This is a genomic window from Mesorhizobium sp. M0590 (assembly GCF_040320905.1).
Taxonomy (GTDB): Bacteria; Pseudomonadota; Alphaproteobacteria; order Rhizobiales; family Rhizobiaceae; genus Mesorhizobium.
Genome location: NZ_JAMYQN010000063.1, coordinates 1 through 2,170 on the forward strand (window position 1 = coordinate 1; position 2,170 = coordinate 2,170).

Consider the following 2,170-nt stretch of genomic DNA (forward strand, 5'->3'; position numbering starts at 1 on the left):
CTAGTGGATGGAATCTAACGCTTGGTGCCCGCGTTTGACGGCGGCAATGATCTTGTCGGGGTCGGCGATCCAAGAGAAGGGTTTGGGTTGCTGGTTGTGCTCTACGAGGAAGCGGTTGATTGCCGCTTGGAGGTCGACAACGGAATGGAAGACGCCGCGCTCGAGGCGACGCTTCGACAACTTGGCGAAGAAACCCTCGACCGCGTTGAGCCACGAGCACGACGTCGGCGTGAAGTGGAAGGTGAAGCGCTGATGGCGGTCGAGCCAAGCGCGCACGTTGGGGTGCTTGTGGGCGGCGTAGTTGTCGAGGACGACGTGGACGGCCTTGCTGGCCGGCATTTGCGCCTCGATGGCGTTGAGGAAGCGGATGAACTCCTGATGGCGATGCCGCTGCATGTTCTTGCCGATAACGGTGCCGTCGAGCACGTTGAGGGCGGCAAACAGGGTGGTCGTGCCATGCCGCTTGTAGTCGTGGGTCATGGTGCCGAGCCTTCCCTTCGTCACGGGCAGGCCGGGCTGGGTGCGGTCGAGCGCCTGGATCTGGCTCTTCTCGTCGACCGACAGCACGATGGCGTGAGCCGGCGGATCGACATAGAGGCCGACGACGTCGCGCAGCTTGTTGACGAACTGGGGATCGTTGGAGAGCTTGAACTGGCGCCAGCGGTTGGGCTGCAGCCCGTGCGCCTTCCAGATGCGACGCACAGCGCTTGCGCTGATGCCAGCCGCTTGCGCCATCATGTCGGCGGTCCAGTGCGTCGTCTCGCCCGGCAGATTGGCAAGCGTCAGCGCCACCACGCGCTCGGCCACCTCGGGTCCGAGAGGCGGAATGCGCGAGGGCCGCGTCTTGTCGCGCAACAGCCCCTCGAAGCCTTCAGTGGCGAAGCGCTCCTGCCAGCGCCACACGCAGGTCTTCGATTTGCCGGTTTGCCGCATGATCTCGACGGTGCCGGTGCCGTTGACGCTCAGCAGGATGATCTCGGCGCGCCAGACATGCTTCTGCGGCGTATTGCGATCCCGGATGAGCGCCGTCAGTCGCTGGCGATCGGTTGGCGAAACGGTGAACGATATTCCTGCGCGCATGCAACAGACTCGCATGCGCACTCGTGAAAAGGAATCCCACCCCACTCTTATGTCACGCCCTGTCCGACGCCGATGCACATCGTGGCGAGCGCGGGCCAGCCTTGCATTTGCTAAGCCTCCAGCGCGGCCCTCCCGGCGATCCGCGCGCCGGACATGCCGAGCGCGGTCGCCCCCGCCGTTCGGGTTCGCGTGGTCGGCGTCCTCGGCGATTACGGCGGCTGATGATCCTCGAACCAGAATGATGACTGGCGTCGCGAGATAGTTCCCACCGACGGCAAGGGAAAATGCGATGTCATGACGATACGTCCATTGTCCGAGCAAGCCTCCAGGAATGCCCACCGCGTCCGACGTGCCTGATCAGGGTCCGTGTCGTACCGAAAGCTCCAGTCGGGGTATATGCATTGCATCGGCCAATGCATGAGATCGCCGGAAAACACTGCCCCTGTGCCTCGAGATCTCAGGCCGATGGCTACGTGCCCCGAGGTGTGGCCCGGCGTCGGCTCCAGCCACACTTCGCCATCGAGTTCATAATCCATATCGACAAGCACAGCCCGACCAGCCTCGACGATTGGCAGCACATTGTCCTCATAGGTCCGTTCGTCGGCATCGCCGGAGGCGGCCTGTGCGGCCTCGAACTCGCGCCGCGCCATGATGTAGCGGGCGTTCGGGAATGTCGGTATCCAACGCCCGTCCACCAATCGTGTGTTCCAGCCGCAATGGTCGATATGAAGATGGGTGCACAGCACATAGTCGATCTGCTCGGGAGCAACACCTGCATTCGCCAGGCGCGCCAAAAAGGTGCCGTCATTGCGGCGATGCCAATGCGGGAAGTATGCGCACGTCTTGTCGTTGCCGACGCAACTGTCGACCAGAATGGTGTGGTGGCCGGTACGAACCAGAAAACTCTGGATGGGAAGAATAAGCCGGCCGGTTGCCGGCGATATCAATCGGGGCGTGAGCCAATGAAGATGCGGTTCGAGTGCTTCGTCGGTGCAGTCGGGGAACCACTCCGACGGCGTCCCCAGAGGGTCGCACATCTCCAGAATTCTGGTTACCCAGATATTCCCGATTCTCCAATCGTCCATTGATG

At 62.5% G+C, this 2,170-nt stretch carries 2 protein-coding genes; both read right to left on the reverse strand.

All coding sequences use genetic code 11. The features are described from left to right. On the reverse strand, nt 1–1,080 hold the full coding sequence (locus NKI52_RS32585; protein ID WP_352700861.1) for an IS630 family transposase: 1,080 nt from the start codon (nt 1,078–1,080) through the stop codon (nt 1–3). Between the two features lie 209 nt (nt 1,081–1,289). Further along, nucleotides 1,290–2,170 (reverse strand): MBL fold metallo-hydrolase (locus NKI52_RS32590; RefSeq protein ID WP_352700862.1); only part of this gene is annotated, 881 nt, incomplete at its 5' end.